At 66.5% G+C, this 17873-nt stretch carries 15 protein-coding genes and 1 pseudogene; 10 read left to right on the top strand and 6 right to left on the bottom strand.

What is annotated here, in order from left to right; genetic code table 11:
- Window positions 1–119: 119 nt before the first annotated feature.
- Both NJ69_RS15250 and NJ69_RS15245 read right to left on the bottom strand, forming a co-directional pair.
- Window positions 120–1034, bottom strand: a complete 915-nt coding sequence (locus NJ69_RS15250) for a histone deacetylase family protein (protein ID WP_039580450.1) — start codon at window positions 1032–1034, stop codon at window positions 120–122.
- Between the two features lie 68 nt (window positions 1035–1102).
- A complete protein-coding gene (locus tag NJ69_RS15245) occupies window positions 1103–1792 on the bottom strand; it encodes a histidine phosphatase family protein (protein ID WP_029614679.1) in 690 nt (229 codons plus the stop codon).
- A gap of 184 nt (window positions 1793–1976) precedes the next feature.
- Between NJ69_RS15245 and NJ69_RS15240 the strand changes: the two genes are divergently transcribed.
- From NJ69_RS15240 to NJ69_RS15205, 8 genes are all read left to right on the top strand, one after another.
- Window positions 1977–2546, top strand: coding sequence for a GNAT family N-acetyltransferase (locus tag NJ69_RS15240; RefSeq protein WP_039580447.1), 570 nt, complete (start codon window positions 1977–1979; stop codon window positions 2544–2546).
- 87 nt (window positions 2547–2633) lie between these two features.
- A complete protein-coding gene (tesB, locus tag NJ69_RS15235) occupies window positions 2634–3503 on the top strand; it encodes an acyl-CoA thioesterase II (protein ID WP_039580443.1) in 870 nt (289 codons plus the stop codon).
- The gene (locus NJ69_RS15230) at window positions 3500–4090 is read left to right on the top strand and encodes an HAD family hydrolase (protein WP_039580441.1); all 591 of its coding nucleotides are present in this window, start codon (window positions 3500–3502) and stop codon (window positions 4088–4090) included. The genes tesB and NJ69_RS15230 overlap by 4 nt, the downstream gene beginning before the upstream one ends.
- A 449-nt stretch (window positions 4091–4539) precedes the next feature.
- Entirely contained in the window at window positions 4540–5655 is a 1116-nt protein-coding gene (locus tag NJ69_RS15225) for an ABC transporter substrate-binding protein (protein WP_039580438.1), read from the top strand.
- Window positions 5652–6719: a FecCD family ABC transporter permease gene (locus tag NJ69_RS15220; RefSeq protein ID WP_080754762.1), complete on the top strand. Its 1068-nt coding sequence runs from the start codon at window positions 5652–5654 to the stop codon at window positions 6717–6719. Before NJ69_RS15225 ends, NJ69_RS15220 begins: the two co-directional genes overlap by 4 nt.
- The gene (locus NJ69_RS15215; RefSeq protein WP_039580436.1) at window positions 6716–7477 is read left to right on the top strand and encodes an ABC transporter ATP-binding protein; all 762 of its coding nucleotides are present in this window, start codon (window positions 6716–6718) and stop codon (window positions 7475–7477) included. Before NJ69_RS15220 ends, NJ69_RS15215 begins: the two co-directional genes overlap by 4 nt.
- A gap of 314 nt (window positions 7478–7791) precedes the next feature.
- Complete coding sequence (gene gabP, locus NJ69_RS15210) at window positions 7792–9183, top strand: GABA permease (protein WP_029614685.1); 1392 nt, start codon at window positions 7792–7794, stop codon at window positions 9181–9183.
- A gap of 149 nt (window positions 9184–9332) precedes the next feature.
- On the top strand, window positions 9333–10358 hold the full coding sequence (locus NJ69_RS15205) for a PDDEXK nuclease domain-containing protein (protein ID WP_039580434.1): 1026 nt from the start codon (window positions 9333–9335) through the stop codon (window positions 10356–10358).
- A gap of 5 nt (window positions 10359–10363) precedes the next feature.
- On the opposite strand, the gene NJ69_RS15200 is transcribed toward NJ69_RS15205, so the two are convergent.
- Complete coding sequence (locus tag NJ69_RS15200) at window positions 10364–11368, bottom strand: hypothetical protein (protein WP_039580432.1); 1005 nt, start codon at window positions 11366–11368, stop codon at window positions 10364–10366.
- Window positions 11369–11539: 171 nt separating this feature from the next.
- Here NJ69_RS15200 and NJ69_RS23245 point away from each other — a divergent pair.
- Window positions 11540–12061 (top strand): annotated as a pseudogene (locus tag NJ69_RS23245) (MCP four helix bundle domain-containing protein); the annotation flags it as partial.
- A gap of 66 nt (window positions 12062–12127) precedes the next feature.
- Window positions 12128–13189 carry a methyl-accepting chemotaxis protein gene (locus NJ69_RS23240; RefSeq protein WP_432416639.1) on the top strand — a complete coding sequence of 354 codons (1062 nt, stop codon included), beginning with the start codon at window positions 12128–12130 and terminating at the stop codon, window positions 13187–13189.
- Between the two features lie 463 nt (window positions 13190–13652).
- Here the strand turns inward: NJ69_RS23240 and NJ69_RS15190 are convergent, their stop codons facing one another.
- The 3 genes from NJ69_RS15190 to NJ69_RS15180 form a co-directional block, all read right to left on the bottom strand.
- A complete protein-coding gene (locus tag NJ69_RS15190; protein WP_039580431.1) occupies window positions 13653–15041 on the bottom strand; it encodes a class II fumarate hydratase in 1389 nt (462 codons plus the stop codon).
- 15 nt (window positions 15042–15056) lie between these two features.
- A complete protein-coding gene (gene dctA, locus NJ69_RS15185; RefSeq protein WP_029615177.1) occupies window positions 15057–16358 on the bottom strand; it encodes a C4-dicarboxylate transporter DctA in 1302 nt (433 codons plus the stop codon).
- Between the two features lie 66 nt (window positions 16359–16424).
- A complete protein-coding gene (locus tag NJ69_RS15180; RefSeq protein WP_039580428.1) occupies window positions 16425–17780 on the bottom strand; it encodes a class-II fumarase/aspartase family protein in 1356 nt (451 codons plus the stop codon).
- Window positions 17781–17873: the final 93 nt, after the last annotated feature.

Here is a 17873-nt window from a genome sequence, read left to right as displayed (position 1 = left end):
CATTCTACCCCAGCGCTGGGGCCACAGGCACTGTACAGAAAATGATCAGATGCTTGCAGGTCAGGCAGTTAAAGGGCTGTGGCGGCTTTCGCTCAGGTTATCCACAGGCGGTTCCACAGTCATTGTGCGTAACCCAGCACCCGCGCTGCGCTGTGGTGGAGGATGCCGTGACGACGGGCCAAGGCCTCGCGGTCCTTGCTGTAGCCGCCGCCGATAACCCCAGCCACCGGAATGTCGCGGCCCAGGCAATGACGCAGCACCGCCTCGTCGCGCGCGGCAACCCCGGCATCGGTCAGTTGCAGGTAGCCAAGGGCATCGTCCTGGTGGACATCGACGCCGGCGTCGTACAGCACCAGGTCAGGCTGATACAGCGGCAACAAGTAGTTGAGCGCATCGTCCACCACCTGCAGGTAGGCCGCATCGCCCATGTCGCGTGGCAGCGGGATGTCCCAGTCGCTGCGCGCCTTGCGCGCCGGGAAGTTCTGCTCGCAGTGCAGCGAGACGGTGATGGCGTCCGGGGTGTCCTCGAGGATGCGCGCGGTGCCGTCGCCCTGGTGCACGTCGCAGTCGAAGATCAGTACCCGCTGGACGCGCCCGGCTTCGAGCAGATAGCGGCTGATCACCGCCAGGTCGTTGAAGATGCAGAAACCGGCCGGATGGTCGTAGTGAGCGTGGTGGGTGCCGCCGGCCAGGTGGCAGGCGATGCCCTGTTGCAGCGCCATTTCGGCGGTGAGCAGCGAGCCGCCGACGGCCCGCACGGTCCGCCGGGCCAGCGCCTCGCTCCAGGGCAGGCCGAGCCGGCGCTGGTCTTCGCGCGACAGCTCGCCGCTCATGTAGCGGTCGATGTAGGCGCGGTCGTGGGCCAGGGCGAGGATGTCATCGGGGCAGATGGCCGGGCGCAGTAGCGCCTCGTCCTGGGTCAGGCCGCTGGCGACCAGGTGGTCGCGCAGCAGGCGAAACTTGTCCATTGGAAAGCGGTGCTCGGGCGGAAATTCCGGGCTGTAGTCGTCGTGGTAGATCAGGGGCAGGGACATGGCGAGGGTCGCGGCGAAAGGCAGCGCTGATCTTGCCTGTCCCCGGCGATGCGGCGCAAGACGAGCGCTCAGCGCTGCCGCGTGGCCAGCACCCGCTGCCAGTCCGGCTCGTTCATGCGCCCGAGAATCCGTGCTTTGCCGTTGCCATCGACCGAGACGAACAGGGCACTGGCGTAGGCACTGTCGCGTTGACCGGGCGCGACGCTCAGCGAGCGCTGGAAATGATCGACGCAGCCGTCATGGGTGATGAGCACCAGGTTGTGACCGCTGCGTTTGTGCGCCAGGGCCTGTTCGGTGAAGTGGGCGTTGCAGCCTTCGAGCCAGTCCTCACTGGTGACCGTGTCACCGACGATGAAGTGCGCGGTCTGGCGGGTGCGCAGTTTCGGGCTGCTGAGCAGGTCGGCGCCCGCCAGGCCCAGGTGCTGCAGGCCTTCGCCGACGCGGCTGGCGGCCTGGCTGCCGGCCACGGTGATGCCGGTGGCGTCGTCCAGGCACGGGCCGGGCGCGCTGTCGCAGCGCTCGGCATGGCGGATCATCACGATGACCGCACCTTCGGCCCACTGCTGCAGCAGGCCACTGGCGTTCAAGTGTCGTTCGTTGCCCAGGTTCACGATGGTGGTCCTCGTCGACGCCCACAGCAGTGCCGATGCGGCGGTTAACAGCAGTGCCAGGCCCAGCGCCAGGGTGATGCGCGGCAGGCGCTGCCACGTACGGCGCGTGGGCATGACCAAGGGGGTGAGGGTGTCGCTCGACAGCATGCGCGGGCTCCGGCAGGAAAGGGCCGCGAACAGGGCGGCGGCGGGTATGGATCAATTGTGCGAACGGATCTGTGGGAGCCCGGTGAAGCCATTGTGAAAAATCCATTGGCCCCGGCACATGAGGAAATCTTCATCCATTGCCTACGCTGTAGACTGCAGCCCAGTGCCAGCCGGAGCCCTGTCCATGACCCCCATCCTCACCCTCGAAAGCGCACGCCTGAACCTGCGCCAGTGGCACGACGACGATCTGCCGGCCTTCGCCGAGATGTGCGCCGACCCGCAGGTGATGCGCTACTTCCCAGCGCCCTTGACGCGCCTGGAATGCGCCGCGCTGATCGGTCGCATTCGCGGGCATTTCAGCGAATACGGCTACGGCCTCTGGGCCCTGGAGCGCATGGACAGCGGCGCGTTCATCGGCCTGACCGGGCTGCTCAACGTCAATTTCGACGCGCCCTTCGCACCGGCCGTGGAAATCAGTTGGCGCCTGGCCCGGCGCCACTGGGGGCAGGGCTTCGCCAGCGAGGCGGCGTGGACCTGCCTGCGCTGCGCGTTCGCGCAGTTGCGTCTGGACGAGGTGGTGGCCTTCACCAGCCAGGACAACGTGCCGTCGCAGAAAGTGATGCAGGCCATCGGCATGCTTGAGGACGAAGCGGCCCGCTTCGAGCACCCGCGTCTGCCCGAGGGCCACCCGCTGCGCCCGCACGTGCTCTATCGCATGGACCGTGCGCACTGGGAACGCAGCGTGCGCGGCTGAACGGCACTTGCGCGCGGCGGCGCTGACAAATTCTGTATGATTCGCGCCATTCAACCGATTGCCGCAATGCCGTAGGAGATATCGCCGATGAGCCACGTACTGGACGACCTGGTCGACCTGTTGAGCCTCGAACCCATCGAAGAAAACCTGTTCCGAGGTCGCAGCCAGGACCTGGGCTTCCGCCAGCTGTATGGCGGCCAGGTGCTGGGCCAGTCGCTGTCGGCGGCCAGCCAGACGGTCGAGGACGCGCGCCACGTGCATTCGCTGCACGGCTACTTCCTGCGCCCGGGCGATGCCAGCATGCCGGTGGTGTACTCGGTGGACCGAGTGCGCGACGGTGGCAGCTTCAGCACGCGCCGGGTCACGGCGATCCAGAAGGGCAACCCGATCTTTACCTGCAGCGCCTCGTTCCAGTACGACGAGGGCGGTTTCGAGCACCAGGCGACGATGCCCGAGGTGGTCGGGCCGGAAAACCTGCCCAGCGAAGTGGAGCTGGCCCGGGCCATGGCCGACAAGCTGCCCGAGCGCATCCGCGACAAGGTGTTGTGCGCCAAGCCCATCGAGATTCGTCCGGTCACCGAGCGTGACCCGTTCGACCCCAAGCCCGGCGATCCGGTGAAGTACGCCTGGTTCCGCGCCGACGGCAACCTGGCCGACACTCCAGCGCTGCACAAGTACCTGCTGGCCTATGCCTCGGACTTCGGCCTGCTGACCACTGCGCTGCTGCCCCATGGCCGCTCGGTGTGGCAGAAGGACATGCAGATCGCCAGCCTCGACCACGCGCTGTGGTTCCACCGCGACCTGCGCGCCGACGAGTGGCTGCTGTACGCCACCGACAGCCCTTGGGCCGGCAACGCGCGCGGTTTCAGTCGCGGCAGCATCTTCAACCGCGCCGGGCAACTGGTGGCTTCGACCACCCAGGAAGGCCTGATCCGCCACCGCAAGGACTGGGCATGAAGCTGCACGAGGCGCGCCACTGGGTGTTCGACATGGACGGCACCCTCACCGTGGCGGTGCACGATTTCGCCGCCATCCGCCGTACGCTGCAGATTCCGCCCGAGGACGACATCCTGGGCCATCTCGCCGCGCTGCCGCCGGCCGAGGCGGCCGCCAAGCACGCCTGGCTGCTGGAGCATGAGCGCGAACTGGCGCTGACCTCGACCGCTGCCAGCGGCGCCGTGGAGTTGGTGCGCGAGTTGGCGGCGCGGGGCTGTCGCCTGGCGATCCTCACCCGCAATGCCCGCGAGCTGGCGCATATCACCTTGCAGGCGATTGGCTTGGCCGACTGTTTCCCCGTCGAGCAGGTGCTGGGTCGCGACGAAGCAGCGCCCAAACCCGAACCCGAAGGCCTGCTGCACATCGCCAAGGCCTGGGGCGTGGCCCCCACGCAATTGCTGATGGTCGGCGATCACCGCCACGACCTGGATTGCGGTCGCGCCGCCGGTGCTGGCACGGTCCTGGTGAACCTGGCGGACAACCCTTGGCCGGGCCTGGCCGACTGGCACGCTGCGGATTGCCGGGCCTTGAAGGCGATGTTGGACTGACGGCCGCTGGCGCCGAGATTGCGACACCGCGTGAACATGCGTTTGCTGTTCATCTGCAGCGCATGATCTCCAGCGTCCAGCGCGGCTTTGTGGGAGCGGCCTTGCGTCGCGATTGGACCGCGTAGCGGTCCCAGGTTTTCAGCTTCGCCGCTGCCATTGCCGGGACCGCTCTGCGGTCCAATCGCGACGCAAGGCCGCTCCCACGAGATCGTGCAGCCCCCAAGAAGTTGAGCAAGACCGCGGGTCGGTGGTAGGTGAGAGACAGTTGGCTTGCGCAATGTCCGCATAAACCCCTGGAGCATGGGGTGGTACGGCCTCACAGTCACCGCGCTAGCGCATGACATTCCATTACATTCCCACACGCTGCCCAGGGCACGGCGGCGACTAGAATGCGCGGCTTGAATGAGACCGATTCTCTGTCACGCATCCGCAGTCGCAGGAGCCCTTGCATGTCCGCCATTCTCCGTTGCGCGCGGCAGTTGCTGCCGCTCGTGGTCTTCCTCGCGGCCGGACTGGGCATTGCCCAGACCGCCAGCGCCACCCAAGTCACCGACGTGCTCGGACGCAAGGTCCAGATGGACCACGCGCCGCAACGCATCGTCCTCGGCGAGGGCCGGCTGTTCTTCGCCCTGGCCCTGCTCGACCGCGACAACCCGTTCCAGCGTGTGGTCGGTTGGCAGAACGACATGCGCCTGCTCGACCCGCACACCTATGAGGTCTACGCCAAGCGTTATCCACAGGTGGCCAAGCTGCCGCTGATCGGCCAGGCCTCGGAGCAGAGCGTCAGCGCCGAGCAGATCCTGGCGCTCAAGCCGGACCTGGCGATCTTCAGCATCGCCGGCGAAGGGCCGACCCAGCACAGCCCGGTGGCCGACCTGCTGGAGCAGGCGGGCATTCCCGTGCTGTTCATCGATTTTCGCGTGCACCCGATCGAGAACACCCGGGTCAGCCTGCAAGCGCTGGGCACTTTGCTCGGCCGCGAGCAGCAAGCGCAGCAGTACCTGAGCTTCTACGACAGTCACCTCAAGCGAGTCACCGATGCGCTGGCGGGGCTCGAGCCCAGCCAGCGGCCCAAGGTGTTCCTCGAACTGCTGGCCGGTGTCTGGCAGGCGCCGGGCCATACGACTGGCAAGAGCGGCCTGGGCAGCGTGGTCGAGGCGGTCGGTGGGCATAACATCGCCGCCGACGTGGTGCCCGGCGCGCTGGGCGATGTCAGCGTCGAATACGTGCTCAAGGCCGACCCGGACGTCTACATCGCCACCGGCAACCGTGCTCCAGGCGTGCTGCTCGGGGCTGGCGTAAGCGCCGACAGCGCACGCCAGAGCCTGGCGAAGATCACCGCGCGCCCCGAATTCGCGCCGCTGCGGCCGATCCGCGAGGGCCAGGCCCATGGCCTGTGGCACGACTTCTACAACTCGCCGTTCAACATCCTGGCCATCGAAGCCATGGCCCGCTGGATTCACCCCGAGCGCTTCAAGGACCTGGACCCGCAGGCGACCATGGGCCAGATCAACCGGATGCTCGAAGTCGGCCTGGATGGCCACTATTGGATCGACGCCCAGTGACGGCCCAGGCCCAGGCGCTGCCAGGCGTCGAACAGGCGGCCTGGCAGTATCGACGCCTGTTGTGGCGGCGCTCCGCACTGGTCGGCGGCCTGGCCGTGCTGTTGCTGCTGTCGGTGCTCGGTGACCTGGCCAGCGGCGCCTCGGGCATGGGCCTGGGGCAATTGCTGCACGGGGTGTTCGACCCGAGCACGCTGAGCGCCACCGAGCGGGTGATCATCTGGAACGTGCGCCTGCCCTATGCGCTGATGGCGGTGCTGGTGGGCGCGGCCCTGGCGCTGGCCGGCGCCGAAATGCAGGCGATCCTCGACAACCCCCTGGCCAGCCCGTTCACCTTGGGCGTGTCGTCGGCCGCCGCGCTCGGCGCCTCGCTGGCCATCGCCTACCCGCTGAGCGTGGCCTGGCTCTCGCCCAGCGCCCAGGTGACGGTGATGGCGTTCGTCTTCGCGTGCCTGTCGGTGCTGCTGTTGCAGGGCATGTCGCGGCTGCGCGGCGCGGGGGTCGAAAGCCTGGTGCTGTTCGGCATCGCCCTGGTGTTCAGTTGCAACGCGCTGGTGTCGTTGCTGCAACTGCTGGCCACCGAGGACGTGTTGCAGCAACTGGTGTTCTGGACCCTCGGCAGCCTGGCCCGGGCCAACTGGCAGAAGCTTGGCATCCTCGCCGCGGTGCTGGCGCTGGTCGTGCCGTTTTCCTTGCGCAGCGCGTCGGCCATGACTTTGCTGCGCATGGGCGAGGACCGCGCGCGCAGTTTTGGCGTGGATACCCGACGCTTGCGTGTGGCCTCGCTGCTGCGCATCAGCCTGCTGTCGGCGACCGCCGTGGCCTTCGTCGGCACCATCGGTTTCATCGGCCTGGTCGGCCCGCACATCGCGCGCTTGCTGGTGGGCGAGGACCAGCGCTTCCTGTTGCCGGCCAGCGCCCTGGTCGGGGCGCTGCTGCTGTCGCTGTCGTCGATCGCCAGCAAGTTGATCCTGCCGGGGGTGATCGTGCCGGTCGGCATCGTCACCGCGCTGGTCGGTGTGCCAGTGTTCGTGGCGCTGGTGTTCAAGCGCGGGAGGCGACTGTGAGTCTGCGTATCGACGAGGTCTCGGTGGCCTATGGCCGACGTTCGATCATCCAGGGCCTGAGGCTGCCGGAACTGCCGGCCGGCAGCCTGGTGGCGCTGGTCGGGCCCAACGGCGCCGGCAAGTCCACCTTGCTCCGCGCCTTGGCCGGGCTGGAGCGGATGCAGGGCGCCGTGCATCTCGACGGCGAGAACGTCACCCGCCTGCCGTTCGCCGAGCGCGCCCGGCGCCTGGCCTACATGCCCCAGCAGTTGCCGCCGGGGTTGGCCTTGGGCGTATTGGAGAGCATCGTCGCCGCCCTGCGCGTGGGCGCGGCGCAGGACGTGCTGGGCACGGCGTACGAGGCGCTGCGCCAACTCGGCATCGAGCACCTGGCCGAGCAGGGACTCGACAGCCTGTCCGGCGGCCAGCGCCAGTTGGTGGCCCTGGCTCAACTGCTGGCGCGCAATCCCCAGGTGCTGCTGCTCGACGAGCCCACCAGCGCGCTGGACCTGCACTACCAACTGCGGGTGATGGATGCGGTGCGCGAGCGCGTCGTGCGCCATCGCCTGCTGGCGGTGGCGGTGCTGCACGACATCAACCTGGCGGCCAGCCATGCCGATTGCCTGGTGATGCTGGAGAAAGGCCGGGTGGTGGCCTGCGGCACTGCGGCCCAGGTGTTGGCGCCGGACTTGCTGGCGCAGGTGTACGGCGTCGAGGCGCGGGTCGAGCAATGCTCGCGCGGCCGCCTGCAAGTGCTGGTGGACCGGGCGCTGCGCTGAGTCCTGACGCAGGCGCCGCCCGTTCGCGGGTGAGCCTGCTGCCACCGACATACCCCGCACCGCCATCGGTGCCCCCCTCGGTGGCGTGCACGGATAAACGGTGTCGTGATCGAACACCTTCGCGGCGCTCTCGAACAATTAGCCCGGCACCCGCACTGTTTGAATGAAGCCCACTTCGACGCCGCAGTCCGTCAACCCGTGAACAACCTCAACAACATCACGTGGACTGCGTGCAATTCATTGTTTTAAAAGGAGATCGTTTCCGCCTACGCCTGCCCGTCCTTACTTGTGTCAGCAAAAAGAGAACAATATCAATGAACACCGTGGGTACTGATGGCAACCTTGCTCAAGGTTTCAAGCCACGTCATGTAACGATGCTGTCCATCGCGGGCATCATTGGTGCAGGACTTTTCGTCGGCTCCGGACACGCCATCGCGGCCGCCGGACCCGCTACCATCCTTTCCTATTTCGTTGCCGGCACCTTGGTCGTGCTGGTGATGCGCATGCTCGGCGAGATGGCTGTCGCCCATCCCGACACCGGCTCGTTTTCCACCTACGCCGACCAGGCCATTGGCCGCTGGGCCGGCTACACCATCGGCTGGCTGTACTGGTGGTTCTGGGTGCTGGTCATTCCCATCGAAGCGCTCGCCGCCGGGCACGTGCTCAACGCCTGGTTCCCGCAGGTAGACAGTTGGATCTTCGCCCTGGCCTCGGTGCTGCTATTGGCGTGCACCAACCTGTTCAGCGTCGCCAAGTACGGCGAGTTCGAATTCTGGTTCGCCATTCTCAAGGTCACCGCGATCCTCGGCTTCATCGGCCTGGGCTTCGCTGCGCTGATGGGCTGGCTGCCCAACCGCGAAGTCAGCGGCCTGAGCACGCTGGTGGCGCAACACGGCGGCTTCGCCCCCAACGGCTGGTCGGCGGTGATCGGTGCGTTCATCACCGTGATGTTCAGCTTCATCGGCACCGAGGCGGTGACCATCGCCGCGTCCGAGTCCAGCGACCCGTCGCGCAACATCGCCAAGGCCACCCGCTCGGTCATCTGGCGGATCAGTACCTTCTACATCCTGTCGATCTTCGTGATCATCTCGGTGGTGCCGTGGAATGATCCGCAGTTGGCGGTGGTAGGTTCCTACCAGCGCGCGCTGGAGATCATGAACATCCCCAACGCCGCCTTCATGGTCGACATGGTGGTGCTGGTGGCGGTGACCAGTTGCATGAACTCGTCGATCTACATCGCCTCGCGCATGATGTACTCGCTGGCCAAGCGCGGCGACGCGCCGGCCCTGCTCAAGCACACCTCGAAAGTGGGCGTGCCGCGTGCCGCGGTGTTCGGCAGTACGCTGATCGGTGCCGCCATCGCCGTGCTGAACTATTTCGCCCCCAAAGGCGTGTTCGAGTTCCTGCTGGCCAGCTCCGGCGCCATCGCCTTGCTGGTGTACCTGGTCATCGCCATCTCGCAACTGCGCATGCGCCGTCGCCTGGAGCGCGAAAGCACCGAACTCAAGTTCCGCATGTGGCTGTTCCCCTGGCTGACCTGGGGCGTGATCGTGTTCATCAGTTGCGCGCTGGCGGTGATGATGTTCACCGAGGAACACCGTGCCGAAGTCAGCGCGACCCTGAGCCTGGCGATCCTGATCTCGTTCCTGGGCATCGTCACCACCCGTGGGCATGCGCGCAAGGTCGTGGCGGGCTCGATGGGCTGAAAGCCGCGCGTGTAACTCGATGTGAAGAGGGGCGCCTTTACCGGGCGCCCCTCTGTCGTTTACCACAGCCCACTCGGAGCGGTCCGACAGCGATTGAGCGGCGCCCTTGGATAGGCTTCCTGGCTTACCTTCCTGCCAGGAGTGCGCCCATGTCCACACCCCGCAACACATCCGAAAACACTTCACCGCAAGGCCAGGGCGAAGACCGCTTCGCCGAAGTGGTGACCCTGATTCACGGCGCGCGCCAGCGCTGCCTGCAGGCGGTCAATACGCACTTGATCGAGCTGTATTGGCAGGTCGGTGCTTACATCAGCCGCAAGATCGAGAGCGCCGAATGGGGCGATGCGGTGGTCACTCAGTTGGCCGCGCACCTGGCGCGGACGCAGCCGGGGTTGCGCGGGTTTACCCGACCGAACCTGTTTCGGATGCGCCAATTCTATGAGGCCTACCGTCATGACGAAGTTGTCTCGCCACTGGTGAGACAACTGCCTTGGACCCACAACATGATCATCCTCAGCCAGAGCAAGCGTGTGGAAGAGCGCGAGTTCTACGTGCGGCTGGCGATTCGCGAGCGGTGGTCCAAGCGCGAACTCGAACGCCAGATGCGCACCGCCCTGTTCGAGCGCAGCGTCACCGATCCGGTCAAGGCCTCGGCCTCCCTGGCCGACGCTCACCCGCAGGCACTGTCGGTGTTCCGCGATACCTACCTGCTCGAGTTCCTCGACCTGCCGGACACCCACGCCGAGGTCGACCTGCACAGAGGCCTGTTGCAGCGTCTGCAGCGTTTTCTCATCGAGTTGGGGCGCGATTTCTGCTTCGTCGGCGCCGAGTACCCGTTGCAAGTCGGTGGACGCGACTTCGCCCTCGACCTGCTGTTGTTCCACCGGGGCCTCAACTGCCTGGTGGCGGTGGAGCTCAAGGTGGGACGCTTCGAGCCCGAGCACCTGGGCACGTTGAATTTCTACCTCGAGGCCTTGGACCGCACGGTGCGCAAACCCCATGAGAACCCGAGCATCGGTGTGCTGCTGTGTGCCAGCAAGCATGACGAAGTGGTCGAGTATGCCCTCAACCGCAGCCTGAGTCCGGCGCTGGTGGCCGAGTACCAGACCCAGCTGCCGGACAAGGCACTGCTTCAGGCCAAGTTGCAGGAGTTCTACGCCCTCGACACCGGCTGAGGGTATCAGTGCGGCGCGCGCGCCATCGTGACCACGTCCTTGGCCACCAGCAGCCGCGCCGCGTTGTGACCGACGCCCTGCACCTGGAACTGTCGATGCGCCACGGGCGTTTGCCACTGCTGGGCCAGAAACGCCTCGTAGCGCAGGTAGGCGAGCTGGCGTGTCAGCCGGGTGGCGCCTTGGACGGCGGCGCCGCAGGCGTGATCCATGACCGGGTCGTCCGGCTTGTCGTCGAGCTGACCGACCATGTAGGTCACGTCGCGCGCGGCGTAGCGTCGGAACACCTGCACGGCGTCCAGGCCCTGGCGAGTGAAGTACGCCGGCGCCTGCTCCAGACCGTAGCGGTAGTGGTTGTAGTCGGGGCATTCGGTACTGGCCAGCGGCTCAAAGACGCCATCGCGCAGGCGGTTGGCATCCAGGTACAGGTAGGACGACGGGCTGGACACCAGGTAACGCACGTTGATACCGCGCGCGTCCAAGCCCTGGTCGCCGGCGCCGAGCAGGGTGTAGCGCTGCAGCAACTGGCCGCCGGCGGAGTGGCCGATCACCAGGATGTCCTTGAGCGCGGGAAAGTGCTGGCGGTCGCTCAGGTAGGCCAGCAGATCGTCGAGCACGCTGAAGCCGGCGATGCCTGCACGCCCGCTGCGCGATTCGGTGCCATGCATCCACAGGTTCTTGGGCCATAACGGCATGTCCGGTGTGGCGAGGCGGTCGTTGACGGTGAGGAAGTTCGGCGCCAGCAGCAGGGTGTCGTTGGCGGTCAGCCCCGCCGCCCTCAGCAGTCGCTCGCCCGCCTGGTAGTAGTCGTCGGCGTTGCGGCGCACGCCGTGCAGCACGATCACCGCCCGCTGCACGGGCAGGCTGGCGCGCTGCAGGTCGTCGTTGGCGAAGGCGAGGAAGGCGTAGGGGGCGGCGGTGCCCAGGCGCAGGGTCTGGGGGGCGGCGAAGGCCTGGGCGCTCAGCAGGCTGGTCAACAGCAGGAGCAGAAAGCGTCGGAGCGCGTGTGGCATGCAGGCAACCTCAATGTGCAGCGGTGGTAAACCGCGTGCCTTCGATGCTAGTTCCCGCCTGCCGTGCGCGCGAGCCATGTGCGCAGTCAATTCATCCCATAGGCAGTTTTTTAATACGCGCGTCCCAGATTCTCGTAGAGAATACTGGCAAATAGCTTTTAGCGCTTGGGGATGAACATGTTCGGCAAGATCGGTATCACCAAAAGGTTGGCCTTCGGCTTCGCATTGGTCGTGGGTTTGATGCTGATCGTCACGGCCATTGGCGTGCGGCGAGTCGGCGGCATCGACGAGCGACTGACCCAGGTCAGCAGCCAGACCACTGTCAAACAGCGCTATGCCATCAACCTGCGCGGCAGCGTGCACGACCGCGCCATCGCCCTGCGCGACGCGGTGCTGGTGCACGAGGATAGCCAATTGACGCCGATTCTCCAGGACATCCAGCGTCTTGACGACGTCTATCAGACCTCGGCCGCGCCGTTGGCCAAGATGCTCGGCGAGGGGCTGGGCAGTGCCGAAGAACTGCGCCTGCAGCAGCAGATCCAGGTCGCCGAACGCAGCGCCCAGGCGGCCACCGCGCAGTTGCTTGGACTGCGCCGGCAAGGCGATTTCGCCCAGGCCCAGGCACTGCTGCTGGCACAGGTTGGGCCGGACTACAAAGAATGGCTGCGCAGCATCAACGCCTTCATCGACTTCCAGGAAAAGGACGTGGTGCACGACATCGCCCAGGTGCGTGCGAGTGCCTCGGGCTTCGCCGGGCTGATGCTGTGGTCGGTGGCCCTGGCCGCGTTGCTGAGCCTGGTCGCCTCGCTGCTGATCATCCGCAGCATCCGCTCGACCCTCGGTGCCGAGCCTGAGGAAGTGGCGCGTCTGTTGCGCGGCCTGGCCGAAGGCCAGATCGACCCGAACCTGCGCAGCCAGCACCCGCACAGCGTGATGGGCGCGCTGGGCACCACCAACCGTCACCTCACCGAGATCGTCACCCAGGTCAACCAGGTGGCGAGCGACCTGGTCGAGTCCTCCAGCCGCATGCGCCAGAACGCGTCGGACAATCAAGGGCGCATGCAGCAGCAGGGCGACGACACCCAGCAGATGGCCAGCGCCGTGACCCAACTGGTGGCCGCGATCAACCAGATCTCCGCCTATGCCGCCAGCGCAGCGCAAGCGTCCGCTGCCGCCGACCAGGAAGTGGACGCCGGCAAGACCGTGGTCGAAGGCACGGCCGATTCGATGCAGGCGTTGTCCCAGGTGCTGGAGTCGGCCAGCGAGGCGGTGCTGCAAGTGGCCTCGGACAGCCAGGCCATCGAAAGCATCATCGAGGTGATCAACTCGATCGCCGAACGGACCAACCTGCTGGCGCTCAACGCGGCCATCGAAGCGGCGCGCGCCGGCGAGTTCGGCCGGGGCTTCGCGGTGGTCGCCGACGAGGTGCGCTCGCTGGCCAACCGTACCCAGGAATCGACCCGCGAGATCAGCGCCATGATCGGCAAGTTGCAGGACGGCGCCGGCAAGACTGCGCAGATCGTCGGCAGCAGCCGCGAACTGGCCCAGGAGACAGTGCAGCGCACGCAGGTGGCGCAGCGTTCGTTGAACGAGATCCGCCGTGAGGTGGCGGCGATCAGTCGGATGAACGAGCAGATCGCCACGGCGTCTTCGCAGCAGGACACGGCGGCGACGCTGCTGGGCCAGGATATCCAGCGCATCCAGGGCTCGTCGCAGCAGGTTCAGGCCGGCTCCACGCGCCTGGCGCAGGACAGCCAGGAGTTGCTGGCGCTGGCCGATGCACTGGGCCAGCGCATGGGCTTCTTCAAGACCCTGCGCTAGCGCAAGCGGCCACGGCGAAGCTGAAAACCTGGGACTGCTGCGCAGTCCAATCGCGACACGAGGCCGCTCCCACGAGCGTGCGAGCTGCCAGGAATTGAGCATGACAATTGCTCGCAAAGGTCTCAGCGCACGAGGCCCGCCCAGGCAGTCTGAGCCTACACCGGCCAACTTGTGGGAGCGGCCTTGTGCCGCGATTGGACCGCAGAGCGGTCCCGGCAATGGCCACGGCGAAGCTGAAAACCTGGGACTGCTGCGCAGTCCAATCGCGACACGAGGCCGCTCCCACGAGCGTGCGAGTTGCCAGAAATTGAGCATGACAGTTGCTCGCAAGGGCCTCAGCGCACGGGGCCCGCCCCAGGCAGTCTGAGCCTACACCGGCCAACTTGTGGGAGCGGCCTTGCGCCGCGATTGGACCGCAGAGCGGTCCCCGGCAATGGCCACGGCGAAGCCGAACCTACAGGCCTCAGCGCCCGACCATCTGGTCTGGCCGAACATGCGCGTCGTACGCCTGTTCGGTCAGCAGGCCCAGCGCTACGGCGGCCTGTTTCGGTGTCAGTCCTTCATCGGCCGCCTTGCGCGTGATGCGCGCCACCTGGTCGTAGCCCAGCACCGGGTTCAGCGCCGTGGCCAGCAGCAACGAGCCTTCCACGTTGCGCGCCAGCACCGCGCGATCCACTTCCAGACCCAGCAGCAAATGCTCGGTGAAACGCACGATGCTCTCGCTCAGCACGCTGATCGACTGCAACACGTTGTGGATGATCACCGGTTTCGCCACGTTCAGCTCGAACAGGCTGGACGCGCCGGCCACCGTCACTGTGGTGTGGTTGCCCATCACCTGCATGCAGGCCTGGGCCAGCACCTCGGCCAGCGTCGGGTTGCGTTTGCCCGGCATGATCGAGGACGTCAGGCCGTCGTCCGGCACGATCAGCTCGCCCAGCCCGCAACGCGGCCCGGAGCCGAGCAGGCGAATGTCGTTGGCCAGCTTGCTCAGCGATACCGCCAGCACGTTGAGCACCCCCGACACTTCGACGAACACATCGTGGGTACCCATGCCCTCGAACGCGCACGGGTTGGCGGTGAACGGGGTGTCGGTGATCTGCGACAGCGCTTCGCAGAAAGCTTCGGCGAAGCCTGGCGGTGCGTTCAGTCCAGTGCCTACCGCCGTGCCGCCCTGGGGCAGGCTGCTCAGCCGGGGCAGGCAGCCGTGCACGCGTTCGATGCCATGGGCGATCTGCGCGGCGAAGCTGGCGAAGGCCTGGCCCAGGGTCATGGGCACGGCATCCATCAAATGCGTGCGGCCGATCTTCAGCACCGCCTGCCATTGCTGCGCCTTGTCCTGCAGCGCGGCCTGCAACTGCACCAGCGCCGGCAGCAGCGCCTGGCTCAAGGCCAGGCGGGTGCTCAGGTGCATCACCGTGGGGAAGGTGTCGTTGGACGACTGCGAGCGATTGACGTGATCGTTCGGGTGCACCGGCGTCTTGCCGCCCAAGGGCTGGCCCAGCAACTGGTTGGCGCGGTTGGCGATCACCTCGTTGGCGTTCATGTTGGTCTGCGTGCCGGAGCCGGTCTGCCACAGCGTCAGCGGAAAGTGGCTGTCGAAGTGGCCGTCGGCAAGCGCCTGCGCGGCCTGCTCGATCACCTCGGCCAGCGCCGCGTCCAGTGTGCCCAGGCGCCGGTTGGCGCGGGCACAGGCCAGCTTCTGCTGGCCGAAGGCATGCACCAGCGCGGGCGGGAACTGCTCGCGACCGGCGCCGAACACGCCGATGGCGCGCTGGGTCTGGGCGCCCCAGTACTTGTCCTGGGGAATCTGCACCGCGCCGAAGGCGTCGTGTTCGAGACGAAAGGCTTGCATGGGCTTCTCCATGGCTCAGAGCGGCGCCGCCGAGGCACGTCCGAGCACCCGCTCGTACTCGCCCTGGGCCTGCTGCTCGGAGAACTCGCCGGACCACTTGGCGACCACCACGGTGGCCACGCTGTTGCCGATGGTGTTGCACGTGGCGATGGCCATGGACATGAAGCGGTACACCCCGAACAGCAGCGCCAGGCCTTCGACCGGCAGGTTGCCGATGGCCGTGACGGTGGCGGCGAACACCACGAAGCTGCCGCCGGACACCGCCGCCGCACCCTTGGAGGTCACCAGCATGATGGCGATGATGCCCAGTTGCTGTTCCCAGCTCAGCGGCACGCCATAGGCGTTGGCGATGAACAGCACGCACAGCGACATGTAGATCGACGTGCCGTCGAGGTTGAAGGCGTAGCCGGTGGGCAGTACCAGGCCGACGCTCTGCTTGGAGCAGCCGAACTTCTCCAGCTTCTGCAACAGGCGCGGCAGGGCGCTTTCCGACGAGGCGGTGCCGAGCACGATGAACACTTCATCCTTGATGTACTTGAGGAAGCGCCACAGGCTGAAGCCGCACAACCGGCACACGGTGCCGAGGATCACGAAGATGAAGAACAGCACCGCCACGTAGAACATCAGCACCAGGTTGGCCAGCGACATCAGCACCGCCGTGCCATTGCTGCCCACCGCGTAGGCCACCGAGCCGAAGGCGCCCAGCGGGGCGAGCTTCATGATCAGGTTGATGAACTCGAAGAAGCACTCCGAGACGCGGTTCAGGCCGTCCTCGACCACCGCGCGGCGCTCAGCTTTGAGCGCCAGCAGGGCGAAGCCGAACAGCACCGAGATCACCAGCACTTGCAGCAACTGACCGCCCGCGAAGGCGCCGACGAAGTTGTCGGGGAAGATGCCGTAGATGAAGTCCAGGGTCGACTGCGGCGCGTGTCCCTTGGCCACGGCGGCAGCGGCGGCGGCCGAGGTGGCGCTGTTGGGGTGGGCGTCATGCATGCCCGAACCGATGTCGATCAGGTTGCCCCAGCCCAGGCCGATGGCCAGGGCCAGGGTGGAGACCACCTCGAAGTAGATCAGCGCGCGGATACCGACCTTGCCGACGCGGCGGATGTCGCCGGCCGAGGCGATGCCGTGGACCACGGTGAAGAACACCAGCGGGGCCACGGCGGTCTTGATCAGCTTGAGGAAGATGTCGCCGAGGATCTTGAACTTGGCCGCCAGCTCTGGAGCGATGAAGCCGAAGGCGATGCCGATGAGCATGGCCGCGACCACCTGGAAGGTCAGGTCGCGGTAGAAGGGTTTTGCAGGGGCAGATGACATGGTCGAATTCTCATTGTTGTCGTTGTCGAGAAAACCACGCGGGCTGCACACAGCCCGCGTCTTGCATCAACGCGGCACGCGGCCTTGGCGCTCCAGGGCGCGGTCGACCATCTGCGGCGCCAGACCCAGGTAGTTGGCCGGGTCGGTCAGGCGTTCGAGCTCGGCGCGCGGCAGGCGTGCGCTGACCTCGGCATCGCGCAGCAGCGCATCGAGCAGGCTGACGCTTTCGTCGTTGGCCACGCGGCACGCGGCATACACCACATCGTGGGCGACCTGGCGGCCCAACTCCGGCGCCAGGCCCATCATCACCGCTTCGGCGACGATCAACCCACGGGTCATGTCCAGGTTCTGGCGCATGCGCTCGGTGCGCACTTCCAGGCCGGCGAGCATGAACTTGGCCTGGCCCAAGGAAGCGGCGGTGAGGGCGAAGGCTTCGGGAATGGCGATCCATTCCGCCTGCCACGGGCCGGTGGAGCGCTCGAAGTCCTGGATCATCGCATCGAGCATCAGCCCGGCCTGCTGGCGCACGCCCTTGGCGGCGGCGTACATCAGCTCGCAGGAGATCGGGTTGCGTTTCTGCGGCATGGTGCTGCTGGCGCCCCGGCCCTTGACGAAGGGCTCGTAGGCCTCGCCCAGCTCGCTGGTCATCATCATCATCACGTCCAGCGCGACCTTGCCCAGCGAACCGCTGACCAGGCCGAGGAAGTTCAGGGCTTCGGCCAGGCCGTCGCGGGCCACGTGCCAAGTGGCTTGCGGCACGCCCAGGCCCAGTTCGGCCATCAGCGCTTCCTGAACTTCCAGGCCTTTGTCGCCGAGCGAGGCGAGGGTGCCGGCGGCGCCGGCGAACTGACCAATTTCCACCCGTGGGCGCAGCTCGACCAGGCGCTCGGCGTGGCGGTCGAACATGCTCAGCCACACCGCGCACTTGTAGCCGAAGGTGATCGGCAGGGCGTGCTGCAAGTGGGTGCGACCGGCCATCGGCGTGTCGCGGTAGCGCTGCGCCAGGTCGGCGAGCAGGCCACGCACGGCCTGGATATCGCGCTCGACGATGGCCAGGGCGGCGCGCACCTGCAAGACCACGGCGGTGTCCATGATGTCCTGGGTGGTGGCGCCCCAGTGCACGTAGCGTCCGGCTTCGCCGCAGGTTTTCGACAGTTGCTCGACCAGGGGCAGGATCGGGTAGCCGACGATCTCGGTCTCGTGCTGCATCAGCGCCAGGTCCAGCGAGGCGTAGGTGGCCTTGGCGGCGATCTCGTCGGCGGCAGCGGCCGGAATCACGCCGCAGCGGGCCTCGGCGCGGGCGAGGGCGATCTCCACTTCGATGTAGCGCTCGATCAGCGCTTTGTCGGAGAACACGCCGCGCATTTCGGCGGTGCCGAACATGTCGCGGAACAGGGCGGAATCGAAGACGGTGGTGGACATGGCGGATCCTTTCTTGTTCGGTATTTGTCCGAAATTAATCGAACTTATTTAATACATCCGAACAAAATGGTCTGCCACATTTGGTACACTGTC

Origin of the sequence: Pseudomonas parafulva, assembly GCF_000800255.1 — a bacterium.
GTDB lineage: Bacteria > Pseudomonadota > Gammaproteobacteria > Pseudomonadales > Pseudomonadaceae > Aquipseudomonas > Aquipseudomonas boreofloridensis.
The sequence above is the reverse complement of the archived record's forward strand: the minus strand, read 5'-3'. Positions and strand labels throughout refer to the sequence as shown.